The sequence below is a fragment of the Streptosporangium sp. NBC_01810 genome (assembly GCF_035917355.1).
GTDB lineage: Bacteria > Actinomycetota > Actinomycetes > Streptosporangiales > Streptosporangiaceae > Streptosporangium.
Window position 1 is genome coordinate 6,499,627 of the sequence record NZ_CP109070.1, and the last position, 15,689, is coordinate 6,515,315.

The 15,689-nt window shown below is 70.1% G+C and carries 11 protein-coding genes; 6 read left to right on the top strand and 5 right to left on the bottom strand.

The annotated features are described in order from the left end of the window. Positions 1 to 201: 201 nt before the first annotated feature. Positions 202 to 1,170 carry a magnesium transporter CorA family protein gene (locus OIE13_RS29120; RefSeq protein WP_326646517.1) on the bottom strand — a complete coding sequence of 323 codons (969 nt, stop codon included), beginning with the start codon at positions 1,168 to 1,170 and terminating at the stop codon, positions 202 to 204. Positions 1,171 to 1,387: 217 nt separating this feature from the next. Here OIE13_RS29120 and OIE13_RS29125 point away from each other — a divergent pair, with 217 nt between their 5' ends. Next, positions 1,388 to 1,897, top strand: a complete 510-nt coding sequence (locus tag OIE13_RS29125) for a hypothetical protein (protein ID WP_326646516.1) — start codon at positions 1,388 to 1,390, stop codon at positions 1,895 to 1,897. Positions 1,898 to 1,909: 12 nt separating this feature from the next. Here OIE13_RS29125 and OIE13_RS29130 read toward each other — a convergent pair whose 3' ends face one another. Continuing rightward, complete coding sequence (locus OIE13_RS29130) at positions 1,910 to 3,145, bottom strand: benzoate/H(+) symporter BenE family transporter (RefSeq protein ID WP_326646515.1); 1,236 nt, start codon at positions 3,143 to 3,145, stop codon at positions 1,910 to 1,912. A gap of 105 nt (positions 3,146 to 3,250) precedes the next feature. Here OIE13_RS29130 and OIE13_RS29135 point away from each other — a divergent pair, with 105 nt between their 5' ends. Continuing rightward, the gene (locus OIE13_RS29135; protein WP_326646514.1) at positions 3,251 to 3,844 is read left to right on the top strand and encodes an XRE family transcriptional regulator; all 594 of its coding nucleotides are present in this window, start codon (positions 3,251 to 3,253) and stop codon (positions 3,842 to 3,844) included. 51 nt (positions 3,845 to 3,895) lie between these two features. Here OIE13_RS29135 and OIE13_RS29140 read toward each other — a convergent pair whose 3' ends face one another. Further along, entirely contained in the window at positions 3,896 to 4,642 is a 747-nt protein-coding gene (locus tag OIE13_RS29140; protein WP_326646513.1) for an MBL fold metallo-hydrolase, read from the bottom strand. Positions 4,643 to 4,752: 110 nt separating this feature from the next. Between OIE13_RS29140 and OIE13_RS29145 the strand changes: the two genes are divergently transcribed. Next, the gene (locus OIE13_RS29145) at positions 4,753 to 5,583 is read left to right on the top strand and encodes a putative RNA methyltransferase (protein WP_326646512.1); all 831 of its coding nucleotides are present in this window, start codon (positions 4,753 to 4,755) and stop codon (positions 5,581 to 5,583) included. 176 nt (positions 5,584 to 5,759) lie between these two features. After that, positions 5,760 to 7,526 carry a S9 family peptidase gene (locus OIE13_RS29150; protein ID WP_326828996.1) on the top strand — a complete coding sequence of 589 codons (1,767 nt, stop codon included), beginning with the start codon at positions 5,760 to 5,762 and terminating at the stop codon, positions 7,524 to 7,526. 160 nt (positions 7,527 to 7,686) lie between these two features. On the opposite strand, the gene OIE13_RS29155 is transcribed toward OIE13_RS29150, so the two are convergent. Continuing rightward, a complete protein-coding gene (locus OIE13_RS29155; RefSeq protein WP_326646510.1) occupies positions 7,687 to 9,225 on the bottom strand; it encodes a PP2C family protein-serine/threonine phosphatase in 1,539 nt (512 codons plus the stop codon). A gap of 120 nt (positions 9,226 to 9,345) precedes the next feature. Here OIE13_RS29155 and OIE13_RS29160 point away from each other — a divergent pair, with 120 nt between their 5' ends. Continuing rightward, entirely contained in the window at positions 9,346 to 13,521 is a 4,176-nt protein-coding gene (locus OIE13_RS29160) for a HAMP domain-containing protein (protein WP_326646509.1), read from the top strand. Between the two features lie 3 nt (positions 13,522 to 13,524). Then, positions 13,525 to 14,157 (top strand): response regulator, encoded by a 633-nt coding sequence (locus tag OIE13_RS29165; protein ID WP_326646508.1) that lies wholly within the window; start codon positions 13,525 to 13,527, stop codon positions 14,155 to 14,157. Positions 14,158 to 14,217: 60 nt separating this feature from the next. On the opposite strand, the gene OIE13_RS29170 is transcribed toward OIE13_RS29165, so the two are convergent. After that, positions 14,218 to 15,468 (bottom strand): NYN domain-containing protein, encoded by a 1,251-nt coding sequence (locus OIE13_RS29170; RefSeq protein ID WP_326828997.1) that lies wholly within the window; start codon positions 15,466 to 15,468, stop codon positions 14,218 to 14,220. Positions 15,469 to 15,689 lie beyond the last annotated feature (221 nt).

Consider the following 15,689-nt stretch of genomic DNA (forward strand, 5'->3'; position numbering starts at 1 on the left):
GGTTCGCGTCCACGGGAAGATGGGCAGCCGTCCTCGTACCATGCAGCTCGTCCTGTTCCGATCGCCGGATCCCTGCCGGATGCCGGGCCGGGGCCGGCGCCCTGACGGCCGGCCCCTTTCCATGGCCAGGCTACGGTGAGCGATGTCCGACCGGTCACGCGCCCGGCCAATGGACGCGGGACCGTGGGTCCCGGCGGGGGCTCAGAGCCAGTTGCGCTTCCGGAACGCCCGGTAGAGCAGGAGGGTGCCCACGACGATCAAAGCCGTGGACGTCCAGAACCCGAGTGACTGCCCGAAGCTCGGGTAGGGCACGTTCTGCCCGTAGAAACCGGTGATCATCGTGGGCACCGCGATGATCGCCGCCCAGCTCGTGATCTTCTTCATGATGTCGTTGAGCCGGAACCCCTGCTGGTTCACGTGGGCCTCGCGGACGTTGCCCACCAGGTCCCGCAGGGACTCGCTCCACTCCGCGGTACGCAACGTGTGGTCGTAGACGTCCTGGTAGTACGGGGTCAGACCGCGGTCCATGACGTCCTCCCCCCTGCGCAGCAGACTGCCCACGATCTCGCGCATCGGCACCGCCAGCCGCCGGAAGCGCACCAGCTTCTTGTGTGTCTCGAAGGTCCGGCGCTGGATGTGCTGCATGTCCCGGGAGTTGTCCCCGAAGAGATCGTCCTCCAGTTCCTCGATCCGGTCGTCCACCACCTGGAGGACGTCGAAGTAACCGTCCACGACGTGGTCAAGCAGGCCGTAGAGCAGGTAGGGCGCCCCGAACTTGGCCATGTCGGCGTTGACGTCCCAGCGCCTGATCACCTCGTCGATGTCGAACTCGGGGCTCTCCCTCACGGTGACCAGCGCGTTCTTGGTCACGAAGATCGAAACCTCGACGAAGTGGATCCCCTCCTCCGTGAGCTTCGCCGCGTAGGCGGTGATGAACAGGTGACTGTCGTAGGTGTCGAGCTTGGGGCGCTGCCCGCTGTGGACCGCGTCCTCGACGGCCAGGGGATGCAGACCCAGCTCCTCGCTGATCTTCGCCAGGTCCGCCTGGGTGGGGGAGCAGAGGTCGAACCAGACGACGGCCGAGCTGTCTCCCACGTGTTCGGAGACGTCGTCGATGGGGAAACCCTCGGCTTCCAGAACCCCGTTGCGATACAGGCGGGTGCGCTCCATGTGCGCCCACCCTAGACCCGCGACAGCGAGTCCGGAATCCCCGGTGGATCACATTCGCGGACCTCGTGTCAGCCTCCCCGGCGACGACCTCGTTCGCGGCCTCTTCCGGCGGCCTGTCCGTCATATTCCCCGGCGAACGCGGGGTTCCGGATGAATAATCCCGGCCGCCCGGGGCAGCGGCGCCTACCACAACAGCCGAAGCCTGAGGTGAGCTCACATGATAGTGCTGGGACTTCTCTTGGTCGTACTCGCGAGTGCGACCGTGATCGCGGTCTCCTGGGACGAGACCGCGGCATCGACCACCACCGCGACCTTCACGGTGTTCGACCGCGTGATCCAGCTCACCCAGCTGGAGCTCTTCTTCGCGGGTGTGGCCACGGGGGCGGTTCTCCTGCTCGGCCTGGGAATCATGTTCGCCGGGATGCGGCGCTCGTCCTCGCACCGTCGCAGGCTCCGTGCCTCGCGTGCGGAGGCTCGTGACCGTGTCACCCGCCTGGAGGAGGAGAAGCGGGAGCTGGAGCGAAAGCTCGAAGCGACCCCCGCCGCCTCCAGGACTCTCGCCGCCGCCACGGCTCCCGCGGCTCCCGCGGCCGACCGTGACCGTGACCGCGACGGCGTCGACGACCGCGCCGAGGACACCGCGCCCCACCCCCGGGTCGAGGTGCCCCACCAGTCCTCCACCGACCAGCTCGTGGCCGGTCGCCACGGGCGCTCGGACCGCCACTAGTCACATCTCCCCTCAGCCGGGACGGCCCACTGGCCGCTCCGGCTGAGGTGCATCCGGGCCGTCACCGTTCGCCATGGTCGTGTCCGGCGGAGTCTCAGGGGATTTCCGGCGGCGGTGCAGGACCGTCATGAGGCCACCGGCCACGAGCCCCCAGAAGGCTGCGCCGACGCCCAGGAGTGTCAGCCCCGAGGCGGTGACCACGAAGGTGACGGCAGCGGCCTGCCTGCCCTCGGGGTCGGCGACGGCGGAGGCGATGGCCGAGACGAACGCGCCGAGCAGGGCGAGACCTGCGACGGCCTCGATGAGCGACGACGGAGAGAGCAGGACGAGCGCCGCGGCCGGCCCCGAGGCGATCCCTAGGACGATCATCGAGGCGCCCGCGCTGACCGAGGCGATCCACCGGCGGGCCGGGTCGGGGTCGGCGTCGGGCCCGGCGGCCAGGGCGGCGCTGATCGCCGCCAGGTTCACCGCGTGGCCGCCCAGCGGAGCCCCCAGCGTGCTCGCCAGACCGGTGGAGACGAGGATCCCCCGCAGCGGGGGATGGTAGCCGTACCCGGCGAGGACCGCCATGCCCGGCACGTTCTGCGAGGCCATGGTGACCAGGAACAGCGGGAGCGCGATGCCGACCAGCGCCTGGGCGCTCCAGGACGGGGTAGTCACCTCCACCACCGGCCGCACGTCCACCGCTCCCGGCCCCGGCCCGGTCAGGGCGATCGCCGCGACGGCGACGAGGAGGGCCACCGGGATCGCCCACCCTCGGGCGAACCTGCTCAGCAGCGCCCAGGCGAGAACGGCGGGACCGGCCATCAGCGGTACCTCGGCGAGCGCCCTGACCGGCGCGACGCACAGGTCGAGCAGGACCCCGGCGAGCATGGCACCGGCGATCGGGGTGGGGATGGACGCGATCCATCGGCCCAGGGTGGGGAAGAGCCCGGCCGCGGTGAGGAGGAGCCCTGAGACCGCGAACGCGCCGACCGCGACGGGAAAACCGCCCTCCACGGGGCCGGTCGCGACCAGTAGCGCCACCCCGGGCGTGGACCAGGCGATGACGATCGGGACGCGCTGCCGCACTCCCAGCCAGATGGCCACCATGCCGCTGACCACGCAGAGCGCGAGCAGCCCTGACGCCGCCTGTCGCTGGTCGGCGCCCACGGCCCCGAGCCCGGCCAGGACCACGGCGAAGGAGCCGGCGAAACCGACCACCGCGGTGACCATCCCGGCCAGCACGGGTTGAAGCAGGCGTGTCATCTGTTGGTCCTCACACGAGGGGGTGCCGAAGGAGTGCCGAGGGGGTGCCGAGGGGGTGCCGACCGTTCCGTAAACGGAACGGGTCCGGTGCTGCACGATAGCCTCATGGACTCCGAAGCACAACGCCCTCGCCCCGCCGTGGACGGCGGCATGGCCGACATCGGGCGGCGGATCCGCCGGCTGCGTGAAGAGCGCGGTATCTCCCTGTCCGCCCTCGCCCGCGGCGCCGGTGTCGGCAAGGCCACGCTCTCCGGCCTGGAGAACGGCACCCGCAACCCCACGCTGGAAACCCTCCAGCGCATCACCGCCGAGCTCGGCGTCCCCCTGGCCATGGCCTTCGGCACACCGGCGCCGGATGGTTCGGACACCACCCCCGGCGGGAGCCGGCCCCCCGTCATCCACGGAACCGCCGTGGAGGGAACGCTGCTCCAGGTCTTCGAGGACGAGGAGGTCACCTACGAGCTCTACCGGCTGGTGATCCGCCCGGGGGCGCCACAGGTCTCGCCCGCCCACCACGGGGGCGTCACCGAACATGTGACCGTCTTCGCCGGCACGCTCAGCGCGGGACCGGCCGACGCTCCCCTGCGGGCCGGTCCCGGCGAGCACATCTCCTGGCGGTCGGACGTTCCGCACACGTACGCCGCCCTCGGCGACCAGGACGTCCACGTCGGCCTGCTCATCCGCTACCCGCGCCGCTGATACCGGCGGCCCGGCGAGCGGGTAAGGGACCCCGCGCCCGGCTGTCTCCCGTCAGACGATCCGGGTGAAGGGCTCGGCGAAGTGGGCGGTGCCGATCATTCCCCGTTCCGCCCTGACCCGATCGAGCAGCTCCACTCGCGTGGCCGCGGCCAGCTCGGGGTCGTCGTCGTAGAGGTAGGTCACCCGCGGGTTCTCCAGCTGCACCGGATGCAGCACCACGTCGCCGGTCAGCACCAGATCGCCGACCTGGACGACCTGATGGCCGGGGGTGTGCCCCGGCGCGAGCAGCACCCGGATGCCGGGCAGCACCTCCGCACCGCCGTCCACGCGCTGCACCCGCTCGCCCAGCGGCCGGACGACGTGATCCAGGACCGCCTCGGCCACCGCGTCGATCTCCGCGCGTTGCAGGACGTACCGGGCGTTGGGGAAGACCGGTGCCCCCGCGATCACCGCCCCGCTCGCGTGGTCGCTGTGCAGGTGCGTAATGACCACCGCGTCCACCTCCTCGGGGGCCGTTCCCACCCGGGCCAGCTCCGCGCCCAGTGCGCCGGGCACCGGCGCCCAGCTCGACGCGGGCGAGTCGCCGGGGCCGATGCCCGTGTCCACGAGCACCGTACGGCCCGCCGCGTCGCGCAGCAGGTAGCAGTGGAAGTGCAGGATCCACTCGTCCGTCTCACCGTGGCGGCCACCGGGGAACATCTCCCGTATCGGGCGCCGGATCGAGTCGCCCATCGGCCCCACCCCGTCGCACAGCGGGAACACCTCGACCCCTGCGACCGTTATCGGCTGGTGAAGCATCCGCTCTCCTGTTCGATCGGGTGGTGCCTGCCCCCTCATGGGGACGTTGCTCGCATCGTAGGGACATTTCATGACAATTCGACTGCGGCGGAACGCGAGATGATGGAGCGATGCTGGACGATGTCGTCGAACACCTCGCCTGCCCGGTCTGCGGAGGTGCCCTGGCCCTTCACGACCGGGTCCTCGGGTGCGCCCTGGGGCACGGCTTCGACGTGGCCAGGCAGGGATACGTCAGCCTGCTGACCGGGTCGCGGGTGCCGGGGACGGCCGACAGCGCGGCCATGGTGGCGGCCAGGGACGTCTTCCTCGGCGCCGGGCACTACGCCCCCCTCGCCGAAGCGATCGCCGGCGCCTGCCCTCCCTGCGCGAAGGCGGTGGCGGACGCAGGGGCCGGGACGGGCCACTACCTGGCGCGGGTGCTCGACGAGCTGCCGGGGGCCGTCGGAGTGGCGCTGGACGTCTCCAAGCACGCGATCAGACGGGCCGCACGGGCGCACCCCCGGCTGGGGGCGGTGGTGGCCGACGTCTGGAGGCCGCTGCCGCTGAGAGGTGACACGATAGATGTGCTTCTGAATGTGTTTGCCCCAAGAAATGGGGCAGAGTTTGCCCGAGTTCTCAGGAGTGACGGTGAGCTTGTCGTGGTCACACCCACCTCGCGGCACCTCGTGCCACTGGTGGAGCGGCTAGGACTCCTGTCGGTGGACGAGTCGAAGGAGCGACGGATGGCGGAGAGCCTGAGCGAACACTTCGTCGAGACCGGCCGGAGCACCCATGAGTTCGAGATGACTCTGGGGCACGATGCGGTCAGGGCGGTCGTGGGAATGGGGCCCAGCGCCTGGCACACGGATAAGGAAGTTATGTGGAGAAAAATCCAGGAACTTCCTGAAATGAGCCTTGTAGAGGCCTCTTTCCGTATGTCTATCTTTAAGCGCCGCCTCTGAGCAAGCTGTGTGCTTGACAGCTACCTTCGGGACACCTGTTACTGATGTGACTTTTAGTCCGAAATTCCCGGACATTACTCAAGCAATTACCCGTTGAAGACGACATACTGGACCGCAATCCGGCGAGCCCGCGACTGAACGCGTGAAGCTGACGCCTTGACGGAGGGAAGCGCTCTATGAAGGCGGAGGAACGCTGGCAGTCCAGGTTCCGCGCGCCGCGCGCGACGCTGCCCGTGTGGGCGGTCCAGGCTCCCAGCCGGTCCGTCTACCGCAGCAACGCCTCGGGGGCGTGGGAGGTCTACGCCTGGGACCGCGCGGGCGGCTCAGCCCGCCAGGTGACCTCACGCCCCAAGGGCACCCGGTACGGGGCGCTCGACCCCACCGGACAGTGGATCTGGTGGTTCGACGACACCGACGGCGACGAGTGGGGCCGGTGGATGCGCCAGCCCTTCTACGGCGGCCCCGACGAGCCGATCGACCTCGCCCCCGGTTTCCCCTCCGGAATCGGGCTATCGGCGACGGGTGAGGCGGTCGTCGGCATGGCCAGGCCCGGCCGTGGCTTCACCGTCCATCTCGTCAGACCGGGTGAGCCCGCTCGGACGATCTACGAGCACGCCGAGGCCGCCGCCGTCTCCGCCGTCTCCCTGGACGGCTCGCTGATCGCGATCAGCCACAGCGAGCACGGTGACGCCCGGCACCCCGCGCTGCGCGTGCTCCGGCGCGGCGGCCAGGTCGTCGGCGACCTGTACGACGGTCCCGGCAAGGGGGTCTCCGGCCTGCGCTTCGCACCGCTGTCCGGAGACCGCAGGCTGCTCACCCTGCACGAGCGCAGGGGCCGCCGCGAACCCCTCGTCTGGGATCCGGAAACCGGCGACCAGCGGGAGATCTGGCTGCGTGACGCGGGAGAGATCACCGCCGACTGGTACGGCGACGGCCGTTCGCTGCTCGTCGTGCGGGGCAACCGCGGCCGCACCCACCTGAGCCGCTACGACCTTCCCGGCGGCGGGTTCTTCCCGATCGAGACCCAGCACGGCGTGATCGACGCCGCCGCGCCCCGCCCCGACGGCTCCGTCGAGTACTCCTGGTCCAGTGGTGCCCACCCGCCTCTGATCCGGTCAACCAGCGGTCACGTGGTGATGAACCACGGCGGCCCCACCTCACCGCCGTCGGTCCCGGTCGAGGACGTGGACGTGGAGGGTCCCGGCGGCCGCATCCACGCCCTGGTCTCGCGCCCCGAGCGCGGCTCCGGCCCCTTCCCCACGGTCTTCCTCCTGCACGGTGGGCCCACCTCGCAGGACGACGACTCCTTCGTGCCACAGGTGGCCGCCTGGGTGGACCTCGGCTTCGCGGTCGTACGGGTCAACTACCGGGGCTCCACCGGGTACGGCTCGAAGTGGCGAAACGCCCTCAGCGGCGACGTCGGGCACATCGAACTGGCCGACGTGGCCGCCGTCAGGGACGCCATGGTCGACCGCGGCGTCTGCGACCCCGACAGGCTGGTGCTGTCCGGTGCCTCCTGGGGCGGCTACCTCACGCTGCTCGGCCTGGGCACCCAGCCCAAGATGTGGGCGGCGGGCATCGCCACGGTGCCGATCGCCGACCACGCGGCCACCTACGCGGAGGAGCCGGAGGCACTGCGCTCCTACCACCGCGCGCTGCTCGGCGGCTCACCCGAGGAGCAGCCGGAGCGATACACGGGCAGCTCGCCGATCACCTACGTCGACCAGGTCGAGGCGCCGCTGCTGATCCTCGCCGGAGAGAACGACCCGCGCTGCCCGATCGGGCAGATCGAGGCGTACGTGGCCAGGCTCGCCGGGCGCGACCATGAGCACGAGGTCTACCGCTACGACGCGGGCCACGGCTCACTGGTCGTCTCCGAGCGCATCGCGCAGATGTCGGCGCAGCTGGACTTCGCCCGCAGACACGTGAAGACCGACATCTAACGCCTGCCCGGCGGACCTCGCCGTGGCGAGGACCGGTCGGACGGTGCCTCGCGAGCGGAGGGAACCACGGCGTGCCGCGGTGACCGATCGCGGTGGGCAAGAGATCCACAGGACGGTGCGGTCAGGCCCTGTCAGCGTGCTCGCAGGACCACGACCCCTGTCAGCGTGCTCGCAGGACCACGATCGCCATGTCGTCGGCACTCGGCTCGGGGGCGAAGTCCTGGACGGCGCGGCGGATCCGCTCCGCAACCGCCCGCGCCGACAGGCCCGCGCACTCGGCGAGCAGCTTGGCCAGGCCCGCTTCGTCGTCGAGCAGCCGCCCGTCCCTGCGGCGCTCGGTGACCCCGTCGGTCACCGCGAGGAGCACGTCACCGGGGTCGAGGTGGACGACCTCCGCCTTGAAGGTCGCCTCGGGGAAGACGCCGAGCAGCGGCTGGGAGGTCACCACCGTCTCCACGGCGCCGCTGGGCCGCAACCGCAGCGCCTCCGGGTGGCCTGCGGAGACCATCGACACGTTCAGGCCGCTCGGCACGGGCGTGATCTCCCCGTGCAGCAGCGTCAGGAAACGGGCGCGGTCGCCCTCCTCAAGGATGGCCTGGTTGAGGCGGTCGAGGACGGCGGCCACACCGTACCCCTCCCGGGCGAGCAGGCGCAGGGTGTGGCGGGCCAGGCCGGTGACCGCGGCGGCCTCGGGACCGGTCCCGCAGACGTCGCCCACCGCGAACCGCCAGGACTTGTCACCGGCCGCGAACAGGTCGTAGAAGTCGCCGCCGACCTCGTTGGTCTCCCCCGCGGGCTCGTAGACCACCGCGTAGTCGAGGCCGGGGATCTCACCCGGCTCGTCGGGAGGGAGCAGGCTGCGCTGGAGCGCCCGGTTGGCCGCCGCCTGGGTGGCGTACAGCAGGGCGTTGTCCAGGGCGAGGGCGGCACGCCGGCCGATGTCCTCGGCGTACTGGAGCACGTCCTCGGTGAACCGGTCGGGCCGTCCAAGGCACATCGCCCCCAGCGTGCGCCCGCGCGCGAGAAGCGGGATGATCAGCACCTGCGAGTCGGCGAGCTGCATGGAACCCCCGGTCTGCGGGATCTGGACGGCGGCGAGCTCCTCCCGGAGTTCGTCGATGCGCCGCTCATCGGTGTGCCAAAGGTAGGCTGGACGCTGCGGGCCGCCGCCGTTGCTCCATGTGTAGACGGCGCACCAGGTGGCCAGCCTCGGCACCACGATCTGCGAGATGATCGCGGGCACCATGTCAGGATCGAGGGTGCCCGCCAGCAGGTCGCTGGCGTCGGCGAGAAAACCCATCCAGATAGGCCCGCGGCTGGGCTCCTCGGCGGTCCACTCCGAGGACGGCCGCCCGGAGGAGCCGGGCAGCCGGAGCCTGGCCCAGTGCGTGCACTGCTGACCGGCGAAGGTGACACCCCACTCCTCCACCGGTACGGACGGAGCCACGGGGCTCGGTTCGGGGGCCCGCCGCCGGCGCACCTCGATCTGCAGCCCGTCCCCCAGATGGCTCCAGACGACCTCGAAAGAGACGTCGGTCACCTGCGACGACAGCTCGGCAGCCAGCCGCTCGGCGGCCGCCAGCACGGGCGCGGCGGCCCAGGCGGTCATCACCTCTATGGTGAACCGCCTGACGGCGGGGACGGCCGTGTGTCCCGGGGCGAAGGTCGCTGCCAGGACGGCGCGAGGAGCACTGGTCACTGTTCCGTGACTACCACACTTCCCGTTGACATGGGGTGAATCGAAGGTGGGACTACACAATGCGCACCGTGACAGACTGGGGTGACTCGCGGCTGCGCCCCCGGGAGTCAAGGAGGTCATATGACCACGGTCAACACCGTGCCCGACGTCGAGGAGCGACGTTACAGCGAATCGGACCTACGACCGATCCTGCAGACGCTGATCACCTGGCGCGACGGCGATTTCCGCCGCCGGGTGCCACACGCCCCGCCGGGAATCCTCAGCGAGATCCGGCTGCTGCTCAACGAAGTGGCCGACCGCCGTGAGCATCTGGCCAACGAGCTGCACAGGGTCCGCCGCGAGGTGGTGAAGGAGGGCCGCTTCGCCGAGCGCCTCAGCCCCGGTCCCGGCGTGGGCTCGTGGGCGGAGAGCGTCGATTCGGTCAACTCGCTGATCGAAGCGCTCGTCGGCCCGGTCAGCGGGGCGGCGGACGTGATCGACGCGGTGGCCAAGGGTGACCTGTCCCGCCGGATCGACCTCGACCGCGCTGCCAGAGGTGAGGTGCGCCGCCTCGGCAAGGCGATCAACGGCATGGTCGACCAGCTGTCGATGTTCACCTCCGAGGTGACCCGGGTCGCCCGCGAGGTCGGCACCGAGGGCCAGCTCGGCGGCCAGGCACAGGTGCGCGGCATGGCGGGAAGCTGGCGCGACCTCACCGAGGCCGTCAACACCATGTCCAGCCGCGTCTCGGCGCAGGTCCGCGACATCGCGGCGGTGACCACCGGGGTCGCGCGGGGCGACCTGAGCCGCAAGGTCACCGTCGACGCGGTCGGCGAGATGTTCGAGCTGAAGAACACCGTCAACACGATGGTCGACCAGCTGCTGGCGTTCGCCGAGGAGGTCACCCGGGTCGCCCGCGAGGTCGGCACCGAGGGCCAGCTCGGCGGCCAGGCCCAGGTGCGCGGCGTCTCCGGCGTCTGGAAGGACCTCACCGACAACGTCAACGTGATGGCGGGCAACCTGACCACCCAGGTCCGCGCGATCGCCGCGGTGTCCACCGCGGTGGCCCAGGGCGACCTGTCCAAGAAGATCACCGCTGACGCCCAGGGCGAGATCCTCCAGCTCAAGGACACGCTCAACACCATGGTCGACCAGCTGTCGATGTTCGCCGACGAGGTCACCCGGGTCGCCCGCGAGGTCGGCACCGAGGGCCAGCTCGGCGGCCAGGCCCGGGTCCGCGGCGTCTCCGGCGTCTGGAAGGACCTCACCGACAACGTCAACTCCATGGCCAACAACCTGACCTACCAGGTCCGCAACATCGCCGAGGTCACCACCGCCGTCGCCAACGGCGACCTGACCCGCAAGATCGACGTGAACGCCCAGGGCGAGATCCTCGCCCTGAAGACCACGATCAACACCATGGTCGACCAGCTGTCCTCCTTCGCCTCCGAGGTGAGCCGGGTCGCCCGCGAGGTCGGCTCGGAGGGCCAGCTCGGCGGCCAGGCCCAGGTGCCCGGCGTCTCCGGCACCTGGAAGGACCTCACCGACAACGTCAACGTGATGGCCAACAACCTGACCACCCAGGTGCGTCAGATCGCCGCGGTGTCCACCGCGGTGGCCCAGGGCAACCTGTCCAAGAAGATCACCGCTGACGCCCAGGGCGAGATCCTCCAGCTCAAGGACACGCTCAACACCATGGTCGACCAGCTGTCGATGTTCGCCGACGAGGTCACCCGGGTCGCCCGCGAGGTCGGCACCGAGGGCCAGCTCGGCGGCCAGGCCCGGGTCCGCGGCGTCTCCGGCGTCTGGAAGGACCTCACCGACAACGTCAACTCCATGGCCAACAACCTGACCTACCAGGTCCGCAACATCGCCGAGGTCACCACCGCCGTCGCGTCCGGCAACCTGACCCGCAAGATCGACGTGAACGCCCAGGGCGAGATCCTCGCCCTGAAGACCACGATGAACACCATGGTCGACCAGCTGTCCTCCTTCGCCTCCGAGGTCACCCGGGTCGCCCGCGAGGTCGGCTCGGAGGGCCAGCTCGGCGGCCAGGCCCGCGTCGAGGGCGCCGAGGGCATCTGGAAGCGCCTCACCGAGAACGTCAACGAGCTCGCCGCGCGCCTCACCACCCAGGTGCGCGCCATCGCCGAGGTCACCACCGCCGTCGCCACCGGCGACCTGACCCGCTCCATCACCGTCGACGCCGAGGGTGAGATCGGCGAGCTGAAGGACAACATCAACATGATGGTGGCGGTGCTGCGCGACACCACCACCGCCAACCAGGAGCAGGACTGGCTGAAGTCCAACCTGGCGAGGATCTCCCGCCTCATGCAGGGCCATCGCGACCTGATGGAGGTCGCCAAGCTCATCATGAGCGAGCTGACCCCGCTGGTGTCGGCTCACTACGGCGCCTTCTACCTCGCCGAACCCACCGGCGACCACGACCTGCACCTCATCGCCGGATACGGCATACGTCCCGGCAAGGGTCCTCGGCAGCGGTTCGCCACCGGCGAGGGCATCGTGGGCCAGGCCGCGCTGGAGGGCAGGGGGATCATCCTCGGCAACGTGCCCGCCCGCTACCTGACCGTCGGCACCGGCCTCAGCACCTCCACACCCGCGCAGATCGTCGTGCTGCCGGTCCTGTTCGAGACCCAGGTGCTCGGCGTACTGGAACTGGCCTCGTTCAGCGAGTTCAGCGAGATCCACCACGACTTCCTGAACCAGCTCGTCGAGACCATCGGTGTCACGATGAACACGATCATCGCCAACTCCCGTACCGAGGACCTGCTGACCGAGTCGCAGCGCCTGACCACCGAGCTACGAGAGCGTTCCGACGAGCTCCAACGCCAGCAGGAGGAGCTGCGCCGCTCCAACGCCGAACTGGAGGACAAGGCGGCGCTGCTGGCCAAGCAGAACCGGGCCATCGAGATCCAGAACTTCCAGATCGAGCAGGCCCGGCGCACCCTGGAGGAGCGTGCCGAGCAGCTCGCGGTCTCCTCGCGCTACAAGTCCGAGTTCCTCGCCAACATGTCCCACGAGCTGCGCACCCCGCTGAACAGCCTCCTCGTGCTGGCCAAGCTGCTCACCGAGAACGCCGACGGCAACCTCACCGCCCAGCAGGTGGAGTTCGCCAGGACGATCCACGGCGCCGGCTCGGCCCTGCTCCAGCTGATCAACGACATCCTCGACCTGTCGAAGGTCGAGGCGGGGCGGATGGACATCCATCCCCAGCAGATCTCCCTGCCCAAGCTCGTCGACTACTTCGAGGCCACCTTCGCCCCGCTGGCCCAGGACAAGGGCCTGTCGTTCACCGTCGAGGTCGACCCGTCGATACCGCAGGAGCTCCGCACCGACGAGCAACGTCTCCAGCAGGTGCTGCGCAACCTGCTCTCCAACGCGATCAAGTTCACCCCCAAGGGTGAGGTACGGCTGCACGTGATCCACGCCGGTCGCTCCGTCGCCTTCGTGGACGACACTCTGCGCGGCGCCGACGGCATCCTGGCCTTCGAGGTGGTCGACACCGGCATCGGTATCGCCTCCGACAAGCTGGAGGTCATCTTCGAGGCGTTCCGCCAGGCCGACGGCACCACCAGCCGGAAGTACGGCGGGACGGGTCTGGGCCTGTCCATCTGCCGCGAGATCGCCCGCCTGCTCGGCGGTGAGATCCACGTGGTCAGCAAGGTCGGCGAGGGCAGCACCTTCACCCTCTACCTACCGCCGTCCTACGGCGGCCCGCTGGCCTCACGCGACGGCGGGGCGAGCGCCCCCAGCGCCTCTCCCCGCAACCGGGCGCTCATCGGCGTGCTCGAAGGCTCCGACGACCTGCCGGAACTGACCCGGGGCGACGACATGCCCCTGCCGCACTTCCCGCAGGTCGAGGGTAAGCCGTGGAAGGGCGACGACCCGCTGACCGGGGCGAAGATCCTGATCGTGGACGACGACATCCGCAACGTGTTCGCCCTGACCAGCGTGCTCGAACGCTACGGCTCCACGGTGATCTACGCGGAGAACGGCCGCGAGGGCATCGAGCAGCTGGAACGCAACGAGGACGTCGCCCTCGTCCTGATGGACATCATGATGCCGGAGATGGACGGCTGGGCCACCACCTCCGCGATCCGCCGGATGCCCCAGTTCGCGGACCTGCCGATCATCGCGCTGACCGCTAAGGTCATGCGAGGCGACCGGGAGAAGAGCATCGCATCCGGCGCCTCCGACTACGTGCCCAAGCCGGTGGACGTCGACCGTCTGCTGGAACGGCTACGCGGCTGGCTGACCAGGGGCAAGCCGGCCGGCGACTCCAACGAAGGCGTGTGACCGATGCCGGACAGAGCCAAGATCCTCCTGGTGGACGACCGGGAGGAGAACCTGATCGCGCTGGAAGCCATCCTCAGCTCGCTCGATCTGATACCGGTCCGGGCGAAGTCGGGGGAGGAGGCGCTGAAGGCCCTGCTCGGCACGGAGTTCGCGCTGATCCTGCTCGACGTCCGCATGCCGGGCATGGACGGGTTCGAGACGGCGGCCCACATCAAGCGCCGCGAGCGCACCCGCAACATCCCGATCATCTTCCTGACCGTGGTCGACAGCGCGCCCGACTACGCCTTCCGCAGCTACGCGGCGGGCGCCGTCGACTACCTCACCAAGCCCTTCGACCCCTGGGTGCTTCGGGCCAAGGTCGCGGTGTTCGTGGAGCTCTACAACATGAACCGCAGGCTGGCGGAGCAGGCCGTCATGCTCCGCGAACGCCTCGGCACGGAGCTGCCGCCCGGTGAGGCGGCCGACCAGGCGACCGTGCTGCCCGAGCTGTCCAAGCGCCTGACCGCGGTCGAGGACGTGCTCTCCCGGGTCGCCGAGCTGGCTCGCAGGAACGGCGATTCCAGCCTCGCGGGCCCGGTGTCGGACCTGGCCAATCGCCTCAACCACCTGCGCGCCGGCTTCGACGCCCTCATCTGACGGGCGTTCCCCGACAGCGCGGCCGGGCGTTTCCGACGCGCGGATTCGATCCGGCCCGCCTCAACGGCGGGCGCGCTCCAGGGCGTCCCAGAAGCCACGGCGCAGGGCATGGCGGACCTCGTCGTGCAGCAGGAAGTCGATCGGCAGGGAGGAGCCCTGGAGCAGACGTGCCTCCAGGTCGGAGGGCATCCGGGGCTTGCGGGCGAGGACCGCCTCCAGCCACAGGGCGGGCGCGTCCTTGGCGACGGACTCGCCGAAGTCGTGGCCTTCCTTGTGCGCGGCCTTCACCGCGTCGGAAAGGGTCGTCGCGGCACCGGTTCCGGCGCTCTGCATGGGCACGGGGGCCGGTTGAGGGCCGGTGTAGGCACCCATCTGCGACGCCTGGTAGCTCGGCATGCCGCCGGTGTTGCCCAGCGAGTACTGCGGGGCCGGCGGCAGCGGGCCGGTCGAACCGTTGGCGGCGTGCGGCGGCGCGGAGGCGTGCGGGAGTGGGGGCGCCTGGAGTGGCGGCGTCTGCAGTGGCGGCGTCTGGAGTGGGGGCGTCTGGAGTGGGGGCGTCTGGAGTGGCGGGGCGATTGGGGTGGCCGGGGTGACCGGCGACTCCTGGGTGTAGCTCGAATAGGCCGACGGCAGCGCGTGCTGGGCGTGGGCCGCGCGGGGTGTCTGGACCGCGGGGACGGGACTGGTGACCGGGGAGCCGTTGCTGCCGCGGGCTGTGACGGAGCGGCCGTTGGTGCCGTGCTGATGGCCGTTGACCGCCTGGGGCGGTGCCTCGTCGCCGATCAGGCTGACGTGGGGCCGCAGCTGGCCGGCCCCGATCTCGATCAGGTCGTCGCACTCCTGGCGCAGCGTGCGGGAGACGGCCCAGCTGCCGTCGGCGCTGATGTGCACCACGGTGACCCGGACGCCGAGATCCTGGGCGTCGCAGACGACCTGCGCCAGGTCCTCGTCGCCGCTGACCACGACCGCGTCGCAGACCGCGCCGTTGCGGGCCAGCGTCATCAGGTCACGGTGGACCTGAGCGTCGACGCCCTCACGGCGGCCGGGGCGGATGCGCGACAGGCGGAGCTTGAGGCCGGGGATGTCGGCCAGCGTGTCGTGCTCGGGAGTGCGCCGGCCCTCCACTGTCGCCTCGTACCAGTAACAGCGGAGCAGCGGCAGGCCGGTGCGCTCTCTCGACAGCTTGTTGAGCAGTTGGAGCAGCCCCGGGTAATCCCAGGAGACCGCCTCGCGGTGGCGGGTTCCGTGCACCGCCATCGCGCCGTCGGCCAGCAGGTAACCGGCGTCCACGAACAGCGCGCAACGATCCACTTGACACCGCCCTTCCTACGTGGCCCGATCCTCTGGCTCAGACAAGCCCGAAAGAGCCCAGACAGACGGCCCTTCCTCAGGGTAATCAAGCGGCTGACCATCCGAGGGTGAATCCCCACGATTCCACCCGCGCTCGACCATACGCCGGACCATTTACGCAGACCGTACCAGTTTGTCCCGTTCGTCAACCCCCTCCGCGAGGTGTTACTCCGCCATCCATT